Origin of the sequence: Paenibacillus sp. FSL R5-192 (assembly GCF_000517845.1) — a bacterium.
Lineage (GTDB): Bacteria > Bacillota > Bacilli > Paenibacillales > Paenibacillaceae > Paenibacillus > Paenibacillus amylolyticus.
The window spans coordinates 215,482-231,341 of the sequence record NZ_ASPR01000012.1; the positions used below are offsets into that span (position 1 = coordinate 215,482).

8 protein-coding genes are annotated in these 15,860 nt (G+C 44.7%); 6 read left to right on the top strand and 2 right to left on the bottom strand.

Annotation, left to right across the window (positions count from 1 at the left end; translation table 11 throughout):
* Nucleotides 1–186 precede the first annotated feature (186 nt).
* From C161_RS06930 to C161_RS06955, 6 genes are all read left to right on the top strand, one after another.
* Nucleotides 187–1,053, top strand: coding sequence for a carbohydrate ABC transporter permease (locus tag C161_RS06930; RefSeq protein WP_370511427.1), 867 nt, complete (start codon nucleotides 187–189; stop codon nucleotides 1,051–1,053).
* Nucleotides 1,050–1,871 (top strand): carbohydrate ABC transporter permease, encoded by an 822-nt coding sequence (locus C161_RS06935; protein WP_036669010.1) that lies wholly within the window; start codon nucleotides 1,050–1,052, stop codon nucleotides 1,869–1,871. The genes C161_RS06930 and C161_RS06935 overlap by 4 nt, the downstream gene beginning before the upstream one ends.
* 382 nt (nucleotides 1,872–2,253) lie before the next feature.
* Nucleotides 2,254–3,612, top strand: coding sequence for an ABC transporter substrate-binding protein (locus C161_RS06940; protein WP_143781084.1), 1,359 nt, complete (start codon nucleotides 2,254–2,256; stop codon nucleotides 3,610–3,612).
* A gap of 187 nt (nucleotides 3,613–3,799) precedes the next feature.
* Nucleotides 3,800–4,954: a copper amine oxidase N-terminal domain-containing protein gene (locus C161_RS06945; RefSeq protein ID WP_051449618.1), complete on the top strand. Its 1,155-nt coding sequence runs from the start codon at nucleotides 3,800–3,802 to the stop codon at nucleotides 4,952–4,954.
* Between the two features lie 574 nt (nucleotides 4,955–5,528).
* Entirely contained in the window at nucleotides 5,529–10,685 is a 5,157-nt protein-coding gene (locus C161_RS06950; protein WP_051449619.1) for an S-layer homology domain-containing protein, read from the top strand.
* Between the two features lie 133 nt (nucleotides 10,686–10,818).
* Nucleotides 10,819–11,037, top strand: coding sequence for an immunity 17 family protein (locus C161_RS06955; RefSeq protein WP_036669013.1), 219 nt, complete (start codon nucleotides 10,819–10,821; stop codon nucleotides 11,035–11,037).
* Nucleotides 11,038–11,645: 608 nt separating this feature from the next.
* Here the strand turns inward: C161_RS06955 and C161_RS06965 are convergent.
* On the bottom strand, nucleotides 11,646–14,234 hold the full coding sequence (locus C161_RS06965; RefSeq protein WP_036669017.1) for a glycine betaine ABC transporter substrate-binding protein: 2,589 nt from the start codon (nucleotides 14,232–14,234) through the stop codon (nucleotides 11,646–11,648).
* Nucleotides 14,200–15,429, bottom strand: a complete 1,230-nt coding sequence (locus C161_RS06970; protein ID WP_036611218.1) for a quaternary amine ABC transporter ATP-binding protein — start codon at nucleotides 15,427–15,429, stop codon at nucleotides 14,200–14,202. Before C161_RS06970 ends, C161_RS06965 begins: the two co-directional genes overlap by 35 nt.
* Nucleotides 15,430–15,860: the final 431 nt, after the last annotated feature.

Genomic DNA, 15,860 nt, shown 5'->3' on the forward strand with positions numbered 1-15,860 from the left:
ATTCGACTCTTACACTAGATAACGTGGTGCTGAAGTGGATGTAACATTTCACACACACTGAATGCGTGAAACAAGGGGGAAGAAAATCCGATGAGTGAGCTTGATAACCGGATCAGCTTGCCCGCCGCCAAACGGCGCGTATCCGGTACGAGTGCGCGCCGGACAGCCTCGCTGCGTGTGCAGCGAATGCGGGAGAATCTGCTGGCCTATGGTTTCCTGGCACCATCGCTGCTTTTGTTTGCAGTGTTTCTGTTTTACCCGATGTTTAAGTCCGTGTACCTCAGTCTGCATTCCACAGATCCGACGGGACAGATTGCAGCTTATGTAGGACTGGATAACTTCAAGGCTGTGTTCCAATCAGGACTGTTCATGCAAGGGATGAAAGTGACGTTACTATTTGTCCTGTTTACAGTGCCTACGGGTATGCTGGCTGCTCTGATTCTGGCTGCACTGACTCACAACCGGTTCAAGGGAATGCGTGTGTTCCAATTTGTATTCTCTCTGCCTGTGGTGTTATCCGTTGGTTCGTCAGCGGTGATCTGGAAGTTTCTATTCCACCCGACCCTGGGCATGCTGAATTATCTGCTTGGCAAAGTAGGTATGGATCCAATTCCCTGGCTCACCAGCCCGGATTGGGCATTGATCTCGATCTCCATCATGACGATCTGGATGAATCTTGGATTCAACTACATTATTCTATCCAGTGGTCTAGCGGGTATCCCGGATGAGATCTACGAGAGCGCCAAGATTGACGGTGCAGGACCATTGCTGACGTTTCGCAAAATTTCGATGCCGCTATTGTCACCAACGTTATTCTTTGTCACCGTTGTATCGATCATTGGTGCTTTTCAATCGTTCGGTCAGATCAACATTCTAACCCGGGGTGGTCCGATGGACAGTACAAATGTTTTTGTATATTCCATCTATCAGGAAGCCTTTGTTAATTTCCGCTTTGGTACAGGTAGTGCACAGGCACTGATCCTGTTCGTGGTGATTATGTTGCTGACCCTGATCCAGTTCAAATGGGTAGAAAGGAAAGTGCATTACCAATGAGTGCGACATGGACCAAAACGCTGTTGTATGTATTACTGACGATCTGTGCAGCGCTTGTGCTGTATCCGGTGATGTACACCTTTTTCATGGCCGTCATGACGCCGGAAGATGCGAGTGCTTATCCGCCGCATATCATTCCAAATTCAATCGATCTGTCCAACTTTAGCGAAGTATTTGATATTGTTCCGATCGGCCGATTTATCGGCAATACCTTTCTTGTCGCAGGACTGACAACGCTTGGTCAATTGATTACAGCGAGTATGGCAGCCTATGCTTTTGCAAAAATGCAGTTCAAAGGCAAAAACGTCATCTTCAGCATGTTTGTCGCAACGATGATGATTCCATGGGAAGTGACGATGATCCCAAATTACCTGACAGTTCGCAGCTGGGGTTGGCTGGATAGTTACCAGGGGCTTACCGTGCCGTTTCTGGCAACGGCGTTTGGTACATTCCTGCTAAGACAGTTCTTCATGCAACTACCCAAGGAATTGTTCGAGGCGGCGAGGATCGACGGTTGTGGTCATATTCGCTATTTCATATCGCATGTCTTGCCTTTGTCCCGTCCGGCACTTGGAACACTGGCAATCTATTCATTCCTTAGCATGTACAATTCGTATCTCTGGCCGCTACTGGTGACAAACACACCGGAAATGAGAACCGCACAGATCGGAATCTCGATGCTGGAGTTCCAGGAATCCACAGCGTGGAATCTGGTATTTGCCGGAACAGCCATGGTCATTCTACCATCCTTACTGTTATTGATTTTCGGGTTGAAACAGCTTGTCCGCGGAATGGCCGCAGGCGCGCTGAAGGGGTAAGGAGAGCAAGTTTTACAACTATTAAATTGAAATTGAAGTGGAAGCTCTGAAGGTTTTGATCTAAAGATTTTAATTTAGAGGTTTTGAATTAAACCTGTATCTTCGTACAAGGTCAAAGGCTTGGATACCAGGAGCGAATAAAATGAGGCTCGTGCTTCAAATAAAATGTTGAAATGAACGACGGTAGTAGTGGAGGGGACGAAATCGATTCTGAAGAAGCAAAGCGTTCGCCTTTATCCCCGGATTTTCCCCTTTGAAAGGGAGAATGAAAAAATCCGGGGATAACAGCGATCAAAAGAACGATTCGTAACCGTAACGGCCACACCGCGTCATCCCCAAGATTTTATTGTACGCGAGCCATATAAAAGGAGAGCGATTTCGTTTGAAAAAAAGAGGAACATTCGCATTAATGCTGGCTGCACTCATGTTGGTCATTTCCGCTTGCGGAACAAAAGCTGAAACAAGCAGCCCGGCAAGTGGAGCACAAGCAGAAGCGGCCGCAGCTGAAACAACACAATTGACGTGGTGGCATTCCATGTCTGGCGCTGGGGAGAAAGCCATTAATCAACTCGCTTCCGATTTTAACGCTAGCCATCCCGACATTCAGGTGAAACCCATCTATCAAGGGAAGTACGATGAGAGCTTGAACAAACTCAAAGCATCCATGGGCTCAGACAGCGGTCCAGACATTATCCAGGTCTACGAGATCGGTAGCAAGTTCATGATCGATTCGGGCATGATTACGCCAGTACAACAGTTCATCGACAAGGATCAGTTCGACCTGTCCCAACTGGAGCCAAACATCATAAGATACTACACCATCGATGGCAAATTGAATGCCATGCCGTTTAACACATCCAACCCGATCCTGTACTACAACAAGGATATGTTCAAAGCAGCAGGTCTGGACCCTGAGAACCCGCCCAAGACGTATGAAGAGTTTGAACAAGCAGCAAAAGCATTGGCGAAAGACGGTAAGCCAGGTGCATCCATGGCGATCTACGGCTGGTTTATGGAACAGTTCTTTGCAAACCAGAATGCAGATTATGTAAACAATGGAAACGGACGAAATGAAGCAGCTACAGAGTCTTTGCTGAACTCTGAAGCTGGAGTAAAGACTTTAACGTGGTGGAAAAAGATGATTGATGAGAAGACCCTCTCCAATCTGGGACGTAGCACAGACGATACAACAGCAGCATTTACCGCTCAGCAAATCGGTATGACTCTTGATTCCACAGCTGGCCTGCGTAAAATCGTAGAAGGTTCAGGTGGCAAGTTTGAACTGGGAACAGGCTTCCTGCCTCGTCCAGCGGATGCCAAAGAAGGCGGCGTTGTAGTGGGTGGAGCGAGCTTGTACATCATGAATAACAAATCGGAAGCGCAACAGCAAGCGGCGTGGGAATTCATCAAGTACTTGGCTACACCAGAGGTACAAGCGAACTGGAGTGTTGCGACAGGATACTTCCCTATTACGACAGCAGCCTACAATGAGCAAGTATTAAAGGATAATATGGCGAAGTACCCGCAATTCCAGACAGCAGTCGATCAATTGCACGCTTCCGCAGATTCGACAGCAACATCCGGGGCATTAATGGGTGTATTCCCGGAAGCCAGACAACTTGTCGAAGGAGCGATTGAAACGGTCCTGAATGGACAAGGTACACCACAGGAAGCATTGGATGCAGCAGCCAAACAAATTACAGACAAGATTGCGCAATATAACAGCACGGTGAAGAAGTAATTTAATTCATATCCATGTTGAATGCAGTGATTAAGCTGCATTCAATTTTTTTGTTTTACTAAAGAGAAAGACTAACATTTTTTGTTAATGATTCCGAAAATAGAATAGGAAGCTGAAAGGGGTATCCCAATACATGGATTCATGAAAAGCAATGGACAATATTAAAAATAAGAAGGAGTACAAGTGAATGAAAAGAGTAACGGTTCTAATGATGGCATTTATGTTGTTGTTTGTTTCAAGTGTTTATGCGGAGGAACTTAAAGTTAAAGATATTGAACTCATCCCTAATACTTCAGTTTCGGTCGGTGGTAAGATTAATCTTAATATAGTTGTTGTGTATGATGACGAAAATTCAATACATAGCGATAACGATCCATACTACAGAAGAAATACAGGTCTTACAAAAACAGATTATACGATCAGTGAACCTCATATACTTCAAGTGCTGAGCACTGGGATGGTAAAGGTAATAGGTGTAGGTTCTTCAACAATTACTGTTAAAGTCGAAAATGTTGAAAGATCAGTTACTATTTCAGGTAGTTTGGATGAAGCAATTGATGGAGGATACATAAAAAATGGTGTGACTCTTGTTCCGATGAAAGAGGTATTTAAGGCACTGGGAGGGAGTGTTAGTTACATTGCTCAACAGGACGCCTTCGAGATTAAAGTTGGTTCTACCAAACTAACTCTCCCGAAAACGGGAACAAAAGCAACGTTAAATGGAGAGCCATTAACTCTCAAGTCCCCGTTGCTTGTTCATAATGGCGTAACTTTGTTTCCTGCTTCTGTTCTCTCAGATGCTCTGGATGGAACTGTGACTTATAACTCTAAAGCTAAGCAGATGCAAGTATCCATTGGTAAAGGTAAAATGACTATTAATATTGAACTACCTCAAAAACAAAACAGTGTAACAGGAACAACTCCAACAAAAGGGAAACTTTATGCTGTGCCAGCTACTGGAGATATGAAAGGGTGGAGCATTCTCAAGGGTCATCCTTACGAAAAAAGCATCCGTGTGTACTTCAAAATCAATGGGTCAAATGTACAAATATATACTAAGGATATAAGGAAGGTAGATCTGAATAAAAAAGTAACATGGACCGATTTAGAGGGGAAAAAACACACGAATACGGTAAAACAGTTATATACTGTTTTTGGGGAATTAAGTAATGAATATACTAGTGACATACTATATAAAATGTTTGGAAAAGCATATTCAGACTGGATCGGGTCAACTTCACTGAATGCAGATCGATACGTTGACCAATACTTGGAGCAACAAGGATTAATTGAACCCTATGGAAGTAATATTACTTTGACACCAGACACAGAAGTGTATTGAAAACCGTCTGTAACATTTCGAAAAAGTGAAATTAGTATCATTTTTCATATTTTATATTATCCCACAAGAAAGTCTCTGAGAGTAATTGGAGATGTTCTTGTGGTTTTTTTTTTTAACATTCTATTAACTCATACTGATTTTGCGCTTAATAGTTCTCTTTTATACTCAGTTAATGTGGTGATCTAAAGTGATCCGTACATATCGTTTTATCATGTGAAAATGCATGTCTCAAGACTCAGGTTTTAGTGGGTTTAAAGAAATGAGTACTGTTACTAAATGTCGAATTCGTATATATATTCAGTATAAATGTCAATTTAATTGACGTTAAGTAACCGTATATCTAACATTTATATAACTTTAATAGGCTTAATAACGTGTTTTTAGTTAAAAGTTAGTACTATTTATTCATTATTATAGAGGTTAGTTTAGAAAATGTGATATGAGTGTTCTATTTTCTTTCATAACGAAGAAATATTGTTTACACAAGTCTGTTATTCAGTTATCTTATATTTGAACTAATGTACAAGCTGGCTGAACAAATGATTGCCAAGTTGAAAACATGGGGGTAGGACGAATGAACAACAAGCAAGTGAAACGTTGGGCACAAGGGTTTCTGGTTTTCGTTCTTGTCGTTACAGGTGCGGCACCAATAGGTGGATTAAGTAGCACCGCATATGCTGATGAGGAAAGTGTAGTAACGGAAGAGCCGCACACAAGTGATCAGGAGACTTCCATACCGAATACTGTCCCAACTGAAGAATCGTCAGACCTGGAGGGGACAGAGTCACCAACTAACGAAGATGGTGATTTTGATGGAACTGAAAGTGAAGAACCAGCTGAGACGGATAACTCAGAAGTACAGGAAGCAGACGAGACTGGAATCATATCCATTGCTGATGCGAGAGTCCTTGCACCAAATACAAATGTAGCCGTTTCAGGTGTCGTAACGTACAGTGAACTCTCCGGAGAATTCACGAATTATTATATTCAAGACGAAGAAGCTGGCATTGTAGTCCGAGCGAAGAATCAGGTTGATGTGGGGGATCGCATTGAAGTGTATGGTCCAATTACCCACTACAGCGGACTCGTCCAGATCGAGAAGGATAAGTCAGGTTTTACCGAAGGATACATGAAGTTAACTGAGCAAAATGTAACACTCCCCGGACCCAAAAATATGGTGTCCACAGACTTTGTCAGACCAGCAGACCAAAGTAACAAAGGTCCGGGCGAAAAGTATGAGGGAATGTTTGTCGAAGTAAGAGATATTCAGGTAACACGGGGCAGTAGTTCGACGTTTTACGCTACAGATAGTCATGGTGCTGAGATGACGATTTATGCCAAAAACTCTCCTACCGCGCTAACTGTTGGCAAAACCTACGAATATGTGCAGGGTGTTCTGACATTCAACAGTAATTACGGATTAGAGATTTTGCCTAGAACAGCCGCAGATGTTGTAGAAAATAGCCTGTCTGTGATGGCAAGTGTTCCATCTGGCGGGATTCCCCGGAACAATGAAGTCACATTAACCTCTCCAGCCAAGAGTGCAGTTGTACATTACACGACGGATAATACAGAGCCTACTTCTTCTTCCGCCGTGTATAGTAGTCCGATATTGATTGATCAAGACATCGTAATCAAGGCTGTTGCCATTCTTAATGGACAATCCAGTGCAGTGTACACCTTTACGTATCAAGTACTTCCTGATAAAGAAAACGTGCGTATCCATGATATTCAGGGCGCAGGACATACCTCTGTTTTTAACGGATACGATGTTAAGGATATTGAAGGTATTGTTACCTCTGTCAGTACAAGCAGTTTTTACATGCAAGAGCTTCCGGGCGAGATGGACGATGATAACCGGACATCCGAAGCCATTCAGGTTTATAAACCAAGTCATGGAGTTATCGTTGGCAATCAGGTGAAGGTATCTGGGAAAGTTACGGAATATGGGGCGGTTAACGAATTAACCACCACGCAGATTACGGCGAGTGCCATTGTAAAAGTAATAAATAAGGTAGATCTACCTGCACCTGTGAAGTTGGGTGTCAATGGACGTGTAATTCCAACCGTCATTGACTCAGACTCTTTTGCAGAATTTAATCCCGAGACGGATGCTATAGACTTTTTTGAAAGTTTGGAAGGCATGCGTGTTGAACTGGAAAAGCCTGAAATTATAGGTCCTTACTCCAGTCAACCGGGTCTGGCCGTTGTTGTGGATAATGGTGAGAATAATCCACTTCGCACACCTAACGGCGGTGTTATTCTGACCGATAACAAGAAAGATATGAATGAGAGTGATCTCAATCCGCAGCGTCTATTTATCAGCAAGAAACCTTCCAAAGCAGTAAAAACAGGCGATAAGTTGGATGGTAATGTAGTCGGAGTAATGACCTACTCTAGTGGAAATTTCAAGGTGAGTCCTGAAGGGAATTTACCAGCAGTTATCCCGGGAGAAACGAAACAAGCGACTACTTCCATTGAACAAGCGGCAGATAAACTGACCATTGCTACGTTTAATGTGGAGAACTTCAGCAAAAAAGATTCAACACGAGCCAATAAAATCGGTAAAATCATCGTGGATAATCTGAACACGCCAGACATCATTGGCATCATGGAAGTTCAGGATAACGATGGCGATGCCGACACGGGCACAACAGCGTCCAATGAGAGTTTTCAGACGCTAATTGATGCAATCAAAACGAACAACGGACCAACATATCGATATAGTGAGATTTCTCCGGAAAATAACAAGGATGGCGGGGCACCTGGTGCCAATATTCGTGTAGGGTTCCTTTATCAGCCGAACCGTGTATCGTTGGCTAACGGTATCGGAAAAGGAAATGCTACGACAGCGATCACAGTCAAAGCTGACGGCAGTCTCTCCAATAATCCGGGTCGTATTGCACCAGGGGACGAGGCGTTCGCCAGCTCCCGCAAACCGCTCGCTGCTGAATTCGAATTCAATGGTGAACGTGTAGTGGTGATTGCCAATCACTTCAATTCGAAAGGTGGAGACCTGAAACCTTTTGGAAGTATACAACCTGCCACTCGAAGCAGTGAAGTTCAACGTGCGAAGCAAGCTGCATTGGTGAATGGGTTTGTGAAAGAGTTACTGAACAAAGACCATGAGGTAAATGTCGCTGTTCTTGGTGATTTTAATGATTTCCAATTCTCGAATACTTTGAACATTGTTGAAGGTAATGAACTGGACAATCTGGTAAACGAACTGCCAGAAAATCAGCGGTATTCCTACATCTATGATGGAAACTCCCAGACACTGGATCACATTTTGGTGAGTAAAAATCTGACTGAGACGGCAGCCATCGAAGTGGTACATGTGAATGCCGATTTTGAGACAGCAGATGGACGAGTGAGCGACCATGATCCATTGCTTGCACAATTGAGTATTGGAGATCCAGTGGAAGAAGGCGACTTCAACCTGCGCGTACTGCACACGAATGATACGCATGCGCATCTGGATAACATCCCGCGCCGAGTAACGGCAATTAAGGAAGCACGTAATGATAGTACCCTGGTGCTGGATGCGGGGGATGTATTCTCTGGTACATTGTACTTCAATCTGTTTAATGGTCTGGCTGACCTGGAGTTCATGAACATGATCGGATATGATGCCATGACTTTTGGTAACCATGAGTTTGATAAAGGTCCAAGCGTACTGAGAGCATTTATTGAAAAAGCAGAGTTCCCGTTTGTGAGTGCTAATATTGATTATTCAAAGGATGCGAGTTTGAGCGGTTTGTACAACAATAGCATCGGTGATCCGGGTGAGAAAGCTGAAATCTATCCGGCGATTATTACGGAAGTGAATGGTGAGCGAGTCGGTATTTTCGGACTGACGACACCGGACACGGTATCTCTTTCTTCACCGGGAGATGACTTGAAGTTTATCGATTATAAGGCAAGTGCACAAGCAACTGTACAGATGCTGCAAAATGAAGGTATCAATAAAATCATTGCTTTGACTCACCTTGGCTACTCAGAGGATCTCAAATTGGCTGAAGCCGTAGAAGGGATCGATATTGTGGTAGGTGGTCATTCACACACCATTCTGAAGGAACCGATTGTTGTGGGCAGTCAAGATGAGCCAACATTGGTAGTGCAAACTGGGGAATATGATGTTTCTCTTGGTCAATTGGATGTTACGTTTGATGAAGCCGGTGTATTGAAGAAGTGGAACGGCAAATTGCTGAGTCTGGATGCCAAAGATGCTAACGGCCAATTCATCTATGCTGATGACGTGGAAGCCGCAAACAAGCTGAAAGAATATGCGCCTCAGTTGGAACAGTTCAAGAAAACCGTTATTGGTAAAACGAATGTCTTTCTGGATGGAGAACGGGGCACTGTGCGGAAACAGGAAACCAATTTAGGAAACCTGATGACAGACGGTATGTTGGAGAAAGTGAAATCCATTGTGCAGGAGAACGATGTCAAAGGATACGTCGCGATCCAGAACGGTGGCGGCATTCGAGCTTCATTCCAGACAGGTGATATTACGCTGGGCACTCTTCTGACTGTGATGCCATTCGGTAATAACCTGTCTGCGTTGAAAATGACAGGCAAGGAAATCACAGCCGCGTTAGAAAATGGCGTTAGCGGTGTGGAAACGGGAGAAGGGCGCTTCCCGCAAGTGGCAGGCATGCGGTTCTACTACGATTCCACGAAACCAGGCGAAAAAATTGATGCCACAAGTAACACCGTAACCCAAGTCGGTCAACGTATGGTCAAAGTTCAGATTAAGAATGCAGATGGTACGTACTCGGATATCGATCCGAACGGGTATTATATCGTTGCTACCAATTCATTCATGGCTAATGGTGGAGACTTCTATCGTGCTATGAGATCGGCGAAAGATGATAATCGATTCTACGAATTGAATCTGGTCGATTATGAAATCTTCCATGAACATTTGGACCGTGTAGGCGCAGTCGATCAAAAGACGGAAGGACGTAGTATGGATTTGAAGGGAGCGTCACTTCCGGGGGACGGAAATGGAAGCAATCCTGGTAATGGTGGCGGGAATAATGGAAGTAATCCGGGCAGTGGTAACAGTGGTGGAGGGTCTACAACACCTACCCCGCCTGTAACTCCAACCACACCAACCACTCCTACAAATCCAACTACGCCAACCGTTCCGGGTAATGGAGGAAGCCCTAATCCAACTACTCCGGTTGTTGACCTGAAGGACATCGGAAATCACTGGGCAGCTGCTGCCATTGGACAGGCCATTTCCCGGGGAATTGTGAACGGATATCAGGATGGTAATTTCCGTCCGAATGCACCAGCCACACGCGCCGAATTCATTGTGATGTTGGGAAGAGCATTTGAACTTCCAGCCAGCAACAAGTCATTGACGTTTAAGGATGCTGCTGGGATACCTGCATGGGCACAATCCTTTATTGCTCAGGCAGTGGATCAAGGCATCATTAGTGGGTACACGGATGATACGTTCCGTTCATCGGGTAAAGTATCGCGGGTAGAGATGACGGTTATGCTCGTCAGAGCACTCGGTCTTCCGGTACAATCCAATCCGGCATTGAGTTTCGCGGATGCAGATAAAGTACCGGCGTGGGCTGTTCCATATATCGCTGCTGCATATGAGGCAGGACTGGTGAAGGGAACAGGCAAAAATATGTTTAACCCCCTCGCTGAAGCAACACGTGCTGAAGTGGTAACCTTGCTATTGTCAGCAAGCGAGTTGCAAAAGCAATAAAACGCATGATACAGACGGTTTAGAACAGCTTGCAGACTCCCATCTGCAAGCTGTTTTTTTCTAATTTATGCCTGTTAATTTTCACCAAGTGAAGGTATAGTAGACAGGATTATATTGAAGGAGTGTTGACGTAATGCAAGATCAACCCGTTTTAATCGCACTATTTGCCATAGCGGCAGGGATTTTTAGTTTACTCGGTGGTATCAACAATTGGGATTGGTTTATGAAGAGCTTTAGAGCAGGAATTTTTGTGAAGACCATTGGACGGCAGGGCGCAAGAGTGGTGTATGGTATTCTCGGTGTTGTCATGATTACCATTGGGGTACTATTGTTGCTGATTGGTAAAGTGTAGGAAAAGAGAAAAAAATTGCAGGGTGTGAGTACATAATTCAGTTTTACAGCTTTTAATGTAGAAGGTAACGATTAGTACGTTTAGCTTTATGCTTGAGATTTTCGAGGTTAGTTCGGGTGTGGAGATTAGCATTTTAAAATGTCTTGAAGCTCAAGCCTTTATACCCTGGGGAAAGGGAGAAATTTTCCAAGGAACTCAGGACGCCTTATTTCGCCTTCAGCTCTTCTTTTTACAAAGTAAGGAACATCAGACACGTTATTTACTGGAATCTCTAACAAAAACACTGCAAACGACTGTTTTAATCTGATATAACGTGTCTCAGGTTCTTTAGATTTCTGGAATCACTTTATATCCTTGAATAAGACGTCTCCGATTCGTTAGCGCTTGTACTTGCTCTGCTCCAATCGTGGGTGAGTAGCTGACTCCTGATCCTATCCAGAGCGAAGCTTTTCATTAAAAGGGAGATAATCCACTTTAACGGCACTTCAGGTACATTCAGGCTTTGATTATGTTTGAAGACATTCCCAAGTAAAAGTTACACTCAAAAAGACCACCGAAAAATTTCGGTGGTCTTTTACCAAATTCAGGTTTATCCATCTCAATCTGGTTTAATTATCTTTTAAGTCTTCAACAGAGTTGATATCCATGTACGTTGGAACAACCAGACCTTGTTTAACTCCTGTCATGCTGACAGCGATATCTTCAATCTGGTCTCCATATGTCTTCCAGTAGTCCCCATGTGTAAGCGGGAGCCAAACGGCTGGAGAAGCATCGATATCACCTGCTGCCAAGCCTGCCCACATGGGACCAGCTTCGACTTGCAGTGCTTTGACTGTGTAACCCAGATCCGTCTCAAGCACATACTTCATCAGGTTGGTACTCGCAATTTCAGAGTCCCATGCAACATAACCGAGACGTAAATTGTCACCTTTAACCGGGGTTAACCCCTTGGTCCATTCTTCAATTTGGTCCGGATGTTTTTCCGCATAAGTCTTGGCAGCTTCTTCAGGCGAAACGCCCTTTTGAATGTCTACCATGATTTCACTCATTTGATCTGCAGTCCAATTAAAACGAGAGAAGAACTCATAGGCAACGGGATGATCTTCCTTGATTCCCTTACGTCCAACCGTGTGAACTTCCTCTGCATCGCCGAAAATTAAGTCGGGATCATCCAAATACTTCAGATCATACTGATTGAACATCCAGTGTGGAGTCCAACCCGTAACGATGATGGGTTCTTCATTTTTATAAGCTTTGTCCAACGATGCAGTCATTGCTGCTCCGGAGCCTTCAATCAGATTCCAGTTAGACAATTCATAATGTTTAATGGCGTTTGCTGTGGCCTTCATCAGACCTGCACCCGGGTCAATACCAACAATCTGGTGATTAACCTCTTCGCCCACATTAGCACTTGCCGATGGAGTGGAAGAAGCGGCACCTGTCTCCAGATCTGCAATCGAGTTTACTTCAGTCATGTACTTAGGAACCACGAGGCCTGTACGTACACCTGTCATATTAGCCCCCAGATCGTCCACCTGGTCTTTGTAACGTTCCCAGTAGTCTGCGTGTGTCAATGGCAGCCAAGCTGCTGGAGAGGCATCTACGTCGCCTGAGGCAACACCCGTCCACATTGGTCCGGCTTCGACTTGCAGAGCGTTAACTTTATAACCCAATTCGTTTTCCATCACATATTTCAGCAAGTTCGTACTTGCGATTTCGGAATCCCAAGCCACATAGCTGAGTTTGAATGCATCACCGTTCACTGGAGTCAGACCTTTGGTCCACTCTGCAATCTGATCGGCATGTTTCTCAGCATAAGCTTTAGCTGCTTCTTCTGCGGATGTGCCATCCTGGATAGCAGTCATCATTTCACCCATTTCATCCGATGTCCATTGGAAACGGGACAGGAATTCAAACGCAACAGGGTGATCTTCTTTCAGACCTTTGCGGGCGATGGTATGAATTTCTTCAGCATCACCGAAAGATTTTTCTGGATCTTCCAGATATTTAAGATCATATTTGTTGAACATCCAGTGCGGAGTCCAACCTGTAATAATGATTGGGTCTTCATTTTTGATCGCTTTGTCCAGCGTGGCTGTCATGGCTGCACCAGAGCCTTCAATCAGAGTCCAGTCAGTCAATTTATAGTCTTCGATCGCTTTTGCAGCGGACTTCATGATACCAGCCCCTGGATCGATACCAATAATCTGATAGTTCACTTCTTGACCTACAGCATTGGCAGCTGAGTTGTTGCCGCCAGCCGAAGTTGTGCCACCAACGAAGTATTGTGAGAAACCAGCTACAAGCACAAGGAATGTTGCCGCAGCAGTGATCCATGCTTTTTGCTTGGCTGTAATGCGTGAGGTCTTTTTGCGACCTGGCATAAATACATTTTGTGTAAAACGGTCCAGTACAATCGCGAGTACAACAACGGCCAGACCGGCTTCGAAACCTTTACCGATTTGAAGCTGTGTTACAGCACGATAGACTTCCGCACCAATACCTTGTGCACCAATCATGGATGCAATAACAACCATGGACAGTGACAGCATGATGGTCTGGTTAATACCGGACATCACGGTAGGCAAAGCGAGTGGAAGCTGTACTTTGAACAACTTTTGCATGGAAGTTGAGCCGAATGCATCAGCTGCTTCAACCAATTCACTAGATACCTGTCTGATCCCCAAGTGAGTCAGACGAATCGTTGGCGGAATCGCAAATATAACGGACGCGATAACACCTGGAACGACACCTAGACTAAAGAATGTAACCGCAGGCAGCAAGTAGACAAATGCAGGCATCGTCTGCATGAAGTCAAGCAGCGGTGTAATGATACGCGCCGCAGTTTTACTGTATGCAAGCCAGATTCCGACAGGTACACCAAGCAGGATCGAAACCAATCCTGAAGTGATAACCAGGCCGAGTGTGTCCATCGATTGGGACCAGTATCCCAAGTTATCTACGAGCAAGAACCCGATAACCGTAAATAGTGTCAGTGGGAGTCGTCCTACGAGGAACGCAAGAACACCCAATATGGCAATGAACAGGAGTGGATGGGGCAGCATGAACAGCCCGGAGAAGAATCCAACTACTGCCTGAATAACAATAGAGATTACATTAAACAATCCGGAGAGCGAGGAGCTCATCCAGTCAACGATGGATTCAATCCACGATGCTAGTGGTATTTTGGGAATCATTCTCAAGTTCCTCCTTTACTGCAACTTCACCGCTAAGTGCACCCAGCAGGGCACCGCGGACGATAACACCTTGCAGACGGCCATTCTCACCAACAACAGCGAGCGGCACATGGGCTGAACTTACAATCTCGAACAATTCATGAATCAGGGTTTCAGGCGACACCGTCGGCCCGTCCGTGATCAGAATGTCATTTAATACTTTATTTTCGCGCATTGCACGGGTTGCATCTTCTGCAGTAATGACACCAAGCAGCTTCTTCGAACGGTCAATGACAAACAGATTAGAGACACCATTTTCGCGCATGAGTTCGAGGGCTACCCGAGGACCTCGGTCAAGTGTGATTGTCTCAGGGCGACGCATGACGTGAGCGGCAGTGAGGACCTTGGACAGATCCACGTCTTCGACGAAGCGGGCCACATATGAGTTGGCCGGTTGAATCATGATTTCTTCCGGTGTACCGATCTGCACAACTGCGCCGTCTTTCATGAGGGCAATACGATCGCCGATGCGCAGCGCTTCGTCCAAGTCATGGGTAATGAAAATAATGGTCTTTTTCATTTTATCCTGAAGCTCGATCAACTCATCTTGCATATCACGGCGAATCAATGGATCAAGTGCACTGAAGGCTTCATCCATCAGTAGTACTTCCGGGTCATTGGCAAGTGCACGCGCCAAGCCGACACGTTGCTGCATCCCGCCACTAAGTTCATCTGGCATTTTGTCTTCCCAGCCTTTAAGGCCAACCAGCTCAAGTGAGGTTTTTGCCTTCTCCCGGCGTACTTCCTTATCTACTTTTTGTATTTCCAATCCATACTCCACATTATCAAGAACGGTACGGTGCGGGAACAACGCAAACTTTTGGAAGACCATGCTAATTGTTTTCCGGCGCACTTCGCGCAATTGTTCTTTGTTCATCTTGCGTAGATCCTTACCATGGACCAGAATTTCTCCGGATGTTGGTTCAATCAGACGATTGAACATCCGAACCAGTGTGGATTTACCACTCCCGGACAGTCCCATAATAACGAAAATCTCGCCTTCCTTAATGTCCATGTTGACCCGGTTGACACCAACCGTTATCTGTTTTTCTTTGGCCAACTTTTCTTTACCCCAACCTTGCTCCAGTAATTGCAGACCTTGCTCGGTTTGGGGTCCAAACAATTTACTTACGTTTTTCACTTCAAGTATGGTCATGTTTTCACCCCTTCTGATGTGTTGTGCACTTCGAACGGCTTTCAGCATCCATAAGCCCATACACTTATGCGCCCAGCCACGAAATCCGGTAATTGTTGCTTCGCTTCCCGTCTTTCTGGGTAACGTTTTTAAGTCTAACAATACTTAACCAGTATATCAACCGAATAAACAGTACATAATGTTTGTACAGTAAAAACTGTACAAAGTTTTTCGTCCAAATACTCCGTCATTCTCCTTATTCTGGCTAATAAGGCAGCTTTACATTTGACATTGCTTTTCCTACAATAGAAAATGAGCTGAATTGAAGCTAAATTTTTTGGTTAAAAGATAGTCATAGGCAATTGTAGCCTGGTAAAGTTCCCATTTTCATACATTGGGTGAATGAAAGCCCTCTGGCATATATGATGTCCGGCCGAGTGCTTTCCCATGTA

What these genes read in the sequence shown, in the direction of transcription:
- C161_RS06930 (WP_370511427.1), top strand. Translation starts at nt 187, where the DNA reads ATGCGGGAGAATCTGCTGGCCTATGGTTTCCTGGCACCATCGCTGCTT.
- C161_RS06935 (WP_036669010.1), top strand. Translation starts at nt 1,050, where the DNA reads ATGAGTGCGACATGGACCAAAACGCTGTTGTATGTATTACTGACGATC.
- C161_RS06945 (WP_051449618.1), top strand. Translation starts at nt 3,800, where the DNA reads ATGAAAAGAGTAACGGTTCTAATGATGGCATTTATGTTGTTGTTTGTT.
- C161_RS06950 (WP_051449619.1), top strand. Translation starts at nt 5,529, where the DNA reads ATGAACAACAAGCAAGTGAAACGTTGGGCACAAGGGTTTCTGGTTTTC.
- C161_RS06955 (WP_036669013.1), top strand. Translation starts at nt 10,819, where the DNA reads ATGCAAGATCAACCCGTTTTAATCGCACTATTTGCCATAGCGGCAGGG.
- C161_RS06965 (WP_036669017.1), bottom strand. Translation starts at nt 14,234, where the DNA reads ATGATTCCCAAAATACCACTAGCATCGTGGATTGAATCCATCGTTGAC.
- C161_RS06970 (WP_036611218.1), bottom strand. Translation starts at nt 15,429, where the DNA reads ATGACCATACTTGAAGTGAAAAACGTAAGTAAATTGTTTGGACCCCAA.